The sequence below is a fragment of the Pantoea sp. E956-1 genome, from assembly GCF_982223955.1.
In genome coordinates this window covers 1-4952 of the sequence record NZ_CEUYZP010000019.1, presented here as the reverse complement: position 1 = coordinate 4952, position 4952 = coordinate 1, and the positions used below count along the sequence as shown (strand labels likewise).

Annotated in this window: 7 protein-coding genes; 6 read left to right on the top strand and 1 reads right to left on the bottom strand. The window is 50.5% G+C overall.

Going from position 1 to position 4952, the window contains the following annotated elements; all coding sequences use genetic code 11:
- Positions 1-318: 318 nt before the first annotated feature.
- Positions 319-960: a LexA family protein gene (locus AC0T7J_RS24855; RefSeq protein WP_279856471.1), complete on the bottom strand. Its 642-nt coding sequence runs from the start codon at positions 958-960 to the stop codon at positions 319-321.
- Positions 961-1062: 102 nt separating this feature from the next.
- On the opposite strand from AC0T7J_RS24855, the gene AC0T7J_RS24850 reads away from it, so the two are divergent.
- The 6 genes from AC0T7J_RS24850 to AC0T7J_RS24825 all read left to right on the top strand — a co-directional run.
- Positions 1063-1278 (top strand): helix-turn-helix domain-containing protein, encoded by a 216-nt coding sequence (locus tag AC0T7J_RS24850; RefSeq protein ID WP_163637952.1) that lies wholly within the window; start codon positions 1063-1065, stop codon positions 1276-1278.
- A 109-nt stretch (positions 1279-1387) separates the two neighbouring features.
- On the top strand, positions 1388-1690 hold the full coding sequence (locus tag AC0T7J_RS24845) for a CII family transcriptional regulator (protein WP_473798320.1): 303 nt from the start codon (positions 1388-1390) through the stop codon (positions 1688-1690).
- A gap of 34 nt (positions 1691-1724) precedes the next feature.
- A complete protein-coding gene (locus AC0T7J_RS24840) occupies positions 1725-1868 on the top strand; it encodes a hypothetical protein (RefSeq protein WP_473798317.1) in 144 nt (47 codons plus the stop codon).
- Positions 1865-2731: a replication protein gene (locus tag AC0T7J_RS24835; RefSeq protein ID WP_473798314.1), complete on the top strand. Its 867-nt coding sequence runs from the start codon at positions 1865-1867 to the stop codon at positions 2729-2731. The genes AC0T7J_RS24840 and AC0T7J_RS24835 overlap by 4 nt, the downstream gene beginning before the upstream one ends.
- 111 nt (positions 2732-2842) lie before the next feature.
- A complete protein-coding gene (locus AC0T7J_RS24830) occupies positions 2843-4726 on the top strand; it encodes a toprim domain-containing protein (RefSeq protein ID WP_473798325.1) in 1884 nt (627 codons plus the stop codon).
- A partial coding sequence (locus AC0T7J_RS24825) for a hypothetical protein (RefSeq protein ID WP_473798311.1) occupies positions 4723-4952 on the top strand: 230 nt, incomplete at its 3' end. The genes AC0T7J_RS24830 and AC0T7J_RS24825, both read left to right, overlap by 4 nt.

The window sequence follows — 4952 nt, the reverse complement described above, 5'->3', positions numbered from 1 at the left end:
CATACCATCTATCACTGCGCCGCTGCGACTTACGTTGCGATCCCGGTGCGCATCAGCCTGCGCATTCATCCAATCCCGAAGCACTCGCCTCGGCCTGTGTATTCACAGGGTCATATTGTTAAAGAGCATCACCGTCCTGGTGAGTAGTGCGTCCTGCTGATGGGATTTATAATCACAGATTGTGTTTATGCAGTCAACACGAATTGTGATTAATATTGAACACATATCGTGTTGTTATTGAATTTGAAGGGAATATATTTTTTGAGGGCAATAAAAAACCCGCCGAAGCGGGTTTGTGGGGTTTTCGTGGGGGTATAACTAGACGAGATTCATCATGGTCTGCACTGCCACACCGATGATCCGGCAGTTGCCATCGATGGGGATAAGTGGGTAGGCCGGGTTGAGGCCCTTAAGGTATTTCTGCCCGCCATCAATGATCAGTTTTTTAAAAGTTGCCTCATTGGCATCAACAAGCTTTGCAATAACTAGGCTGCCATTCTTAGGCTCTCGGCCGGTATCAAAAAGAACGAGCGTACCTTCCGGGATACTCATTCCAGCCGCAGCAGTCATGGAATCGCCATGGACGCGAAGCCAGAATCCATCACCCTCTACGCGTGCCTCTGATTCATACCACTCAGAAACCTGCTGCAAATTGTAAGGCTCTAATGCCTCTTTCCATGCGCCCGCACTTACCCAGCTTATCAATGGATATTTCTCCCCCGGCTGATATGGTCCTTCATAATAATCTCCGAACAGCAGCTCAGCCGGAGTTACACCCAAAGCTTTTGCGATCACCTCCGCATCATCAACGCTAACACTTCTCACCCGAGCTTCATAGTTGCCTATCCGAGACTGTGAAGCCCATCCGCATAGCTCCGCAAGAGCCTTCTGAGAGAGACCCTTAGCTTCACGTAAGCGCTTAATTCGCGCGGCAATATCTTCATCTCTTTTCATGCGCATATTTCTATCACATTCCGTGTTAAAAGGCTTTTCACGATTTGTGTTGAAAATGAATCACGAATTGTGTTTAATAGGCGCAGAGTGACCCATTAAGGACAAACCATGAACAACATTGCCAACGAACGGAAAAAGCTTGGCATCACTCAATCAGTGCTTGCCAGCGTTTGTGGCTGGAATCAGTCCCGACTAGCTAACTACGAGACGGGAATCCGAGCACCAGATTTAGAGTCATGCCGTCGCCTGGTGAAGGCGTTAAACAAATTAGGTAGCAAGACCACTCTTGATGGTCTGTTCCCGCCAAGAAAGACAGCAGCTTAAGCAACACCGCTCTTTATCAATCTGACCTCCCTCGGAATACCAGGGAAAAACCGAAGTGACTTGCTCACCGCAATGTCACGCAATTACTTAACCAACAAAGGAATTTTACATGATGGAAATTGCAAGCTATCGCAAAAAAGCGAGAGAGATTGAAAGCCAGTTACTGAACAAACTGGCTGAACGTGGACAGGGAACACTGGCGAAGGTACTAGAGCTGGACGACGCAGCTGTAAGCCGCATGAAGCGCCCATCAGGAAAGCAGCGTCACAGCTTCTTCCAGATGATGAGTCTGGCACTGGCTTATCTGGATGTGGTGTCACCGGAGTCGGATGTGGCTCAGAGGTTGTTACGTATTGAGCAGCTACTGACAAAAGAAAAGCCCCAAAGCAGCGGGAACTGTTTTGAGGCCTGATGCGAAATGACTGGATCAATTCACAGGAGTAATTATGCCAAAGAAACACGTTATGTACCAGGCGGAATTGCACAAAAACCTTGCCCGAGTCGAATTCTGCAAAGCGTTCAATCCGAAGGTTGCTGAGAAACTTAAAAGCATCCTTGAAGAGCATAGAGCGAAGGAGAAACGGCAATGAGTAATCTCGCAGAAGTTCATGATCTACAGCCTCACATCGAGGCAAGAGAGCGTCGCGTGGCAGAGATTGAAGATGGGTTCACGCGCATCGCCAATGAGCTCCTAGAGGCTGTCATGCTTGCAGGATTATCCCAACATCAGCTTCTGGTCTTCATGGCCGTCATGCGCAAGACATACGGCTTCAACAAGAAAGTTGACTGGATCAGCAATGAGCAGCTGTCAAAGCTCACAGGGATGTTGCCGCACAAATGCTCGGCAGCAAAAAGCGCTCTGGTTAAGCGCAAAATCCTCAGCCAGAACGGTCGTCTTACCGGCATCAATAAGGCGATTGGAGACTGGGAAAATGCAGTTAACCCGAATCAGGTAAATTTACCCGAATCAGGTAAGGAAAGCTTACCCGAATCAGGTAATCGCCCTTACCCGAATCAGGTAAACACAAAAGACAATATTACAAAAGACAAGAAAGACAATAAAAACAATTTGCCCGAACAGGTTCGGTCAGTGCCTGAAAAAGCCTCCAGGACTGCAAAAGTTAATCCAGAAATCGAGCAAGCCTTCGAGTCAGTTTTCTGGTGTGCAGGCATGGTGAAAACCGGAAAGCAAAAAGCAGCGCAGTCTTTCAAAACCCAGTTTCAGTCATGGCGGAAAGATACTGGCGGCACCCCTGACGAATTTGCCCGGATGCTGGCAGAGGACATCACCAGCAGGAAGGGCAAACAATTCGGGTTCGACAAACTCCACCCGGCAAGCTATCTGAACGGTCAGCGCTGGCAGGACGATAAGCCAGAAGCGGCACCAGTAACCAGTAACGTCAAATCAGCAATCACGGTATCCAAATCCGGCTACGTGTTTATCGACAGGTGATCACATGAAGCCACGGATTAAATCTTTGCTGATTGCCGGATATAACCACGGCCTGTTGAGCGAGGGATTTGTCCGGTACTGGTTTAACAAACTGCAACTGAGGGCATCATGATGACGCCATCTGAACTGAGTGACCTGCTCTGGAATCAGGTTGACCGGGTAGCAAAATATCTGCTGCCGAACGGAAAGAAAGAATCGCATGAGTGGGTTGCAGGAAGCGTAAACGGCGAGCAGGGACACAGCCTGAAAGTGAATCTGGCAGGCAAGAAAGTCTGGCAGGACTTCGCTGAAGGGAGTGGCGGTGACCTTCTCGACCTTTGGGTAGCTGTGAAAGATTGCGGATTACACCAGGCGATGACCGAAGCCAAAGAGTTCCTTGGCATCCGCGATGATGACCACCACTTCGCAGCTAAGCAGCAAAAGAAATTCTCCCGCCCCGACCGTAAGAAAATCTGTAAGTACCTCACCAAAACCGAAAAGCACATCGAATATCTCGCCACCCGCGGGATCACCGCTGAGACGGCTAAAACATTCGAAGTTGCAGCGGCAAAAGTGTGGAACGGCGAAAGAGAACTGGATGCTCTGGCGTTCCCTTACAAGCGCGACGGTGAGCTGTTACAGGTTAAGCGCATCAGCACCGAGCGACCTAACGGCAAGAAGGCCATCATGGCTGAAGGCGATTGTGAGCCATGCCTGTTCGGCTGGCAGGCTATGCCGAATAACATCCGGGTTGTGGTGCTGTGTGAGGGTGAGATTGACTGCATGACCTATCACCAGTACGGACTACCAGCGCTGTCGGTGCCATTCGGCGGCGGTAAGGGTGCCAAGCAGCAGTGGATTGAGTTTGAATTCCACAATCTGGACCGCTTTCAGGAAATCTGGATCTCAATGGATTCCGACGAAGTGGGTCAGGCAGCTGCGAAAGAAATTGCATCACGTCTAGGTGAGCATCGCTGCCGCCTGGTTAACCTTCCTCACAAAGACATCAACGAGTGCTTGCAGGCTGGCATGACAGCCGATGAAGTTATCGACGTTCTGGAGCGTGCTGCTTACTTCGATCCTGAAGAGCTTTACAGCGCCCGCGAGTTCTATCAGGACACCATCAACGCATTCTACGGCAAAGAGCAATGCATGTTCCGCAGTCCATGGGAAACCCTGAATCACAACTTTGCGTTCCGTGAGGCGGAGCTAACCATAGTGAATGGGGTGAACGGACACGGTAAAACGGAAGTCGTTGGCCACATGGTTCTGGAGGCTATGCGACAGGGTGTGCGTTCCTGCGTAGCGTCACTGGAGCTTAAGCCGGGGATTCTACTGAAGCGTATGACACGGCAGGCAACGTGCGTGAAGCTGCCACCTCAGATGGAAATCGAGTCCGCATTTAAATTCTACGATGACCGGCTTTGGCTGTTTGGCCTGACAGGAACCGCTAAAGCAGACCGCCTGCTGGAAATCTTCGAGTATGCAAGCCGCCGCTACGGCATTCAGCTGTTCATCATCGACAGCCTCATGAAGTGTGGCATTGGTGAAGACGACTACAACGGGCAAAAGGCTTTTGTGGATGCCATTTGTGACTTCAAAAACCGCACCAACAGCCACGTCATCATGGTTACTCACAGCCGTAAATCAGACAGCGAAGAGAAGCCAACCGGGAAAATGGACGTGAAAGGCACCAGTGCCATCACCGATCTCACCGACAACCTGTTCATCATCTGGCGCAACAAAGTCAGAGAGCGAGCCATCCAGAAGCAACACGCTGGAGAGCCACTAAACGAGAAGGAACAGGCAGCACTGGCAACATCAGCATCTGTCCTGATGCTGGAAAAGCAGCGTAACGGAGAGGGATGGGAAGGTGGTATCCCGCTGTACTTACACGAACAGTCGCACCAGTTCCTGATGATGGACGGCGCGACACCTTACAACTACATCGCCAACATGCCCGCCGATGAATATGACCAGGCATGGGCGAGTGAAAACGCTACGGAGTACGCATGATGAAAAAGCTAACAGCTGAAGTTGCACGTCGGGATATATCCCACCTCAAAGCATTTCAAAAGCAGCCAAATATTGGCCTGAGCCTGCGCGAAGAAACCTACCTGCAAGCCCTTGAGATTGCACTCCCCATACTGGAGCAGCAGGAGCGGGGTGATGGAGAGTGGATTGAATGGGAAGGAAGAGAAATTCCTGGAGCCGTAAAAGGCCGAGCCGTCCAGGTTCGTTA

What these genes read in the sequence shown, in the direction of transcription:
- AC0T7J_RS24855 (WP_279856471.1), bottom strand. Translation starts at nt 960, where the DNA reads ATGCGCATGAAAAGAGATGAAGATATTGCCGCGCGAATTAAGCGCTTA.
- AC0T7J_RS24850 (WP_163637952.1), top strand. Translation starts at nt 1,063, where the DNA reads ATGAACAACATTGCCAACGAACGGAAAAAGCTTGGCATCACTCAATCA.
- AC0T7J_RS24845 (WP_473798320.1), top strand. Translation starts at nt 1,388, where the DNA reads ATGATGGAAATTGCAAGCTATCGCAAAAAAGCGAGAGAGATTGAAAGC.
- AC0T7J_RS24840 (WP_473798317.1), top strand. Translation starts at nt 1,725, where the DNA reads ATGCCAAAGAAACACGTTATGTACCAGGCGGAATTGCACAAAAACCTT.
- AC0T7J_RS24835 (WP_473798314.1), top strand. Translation starts at nt 1,865, where the DNA reads ATGAGTAATCTCGCAGAAGTTCATGATCTACAGCCTCACATCGAGGCA.
- AC0T7J_RS24830 (WP_473798325.1), top strand. Translation starts at nt 2,843, where the DNA reads ATGACGCCATCTGAACTGAGTGACCTGCTCTGGAATCAGGTTGACCGG.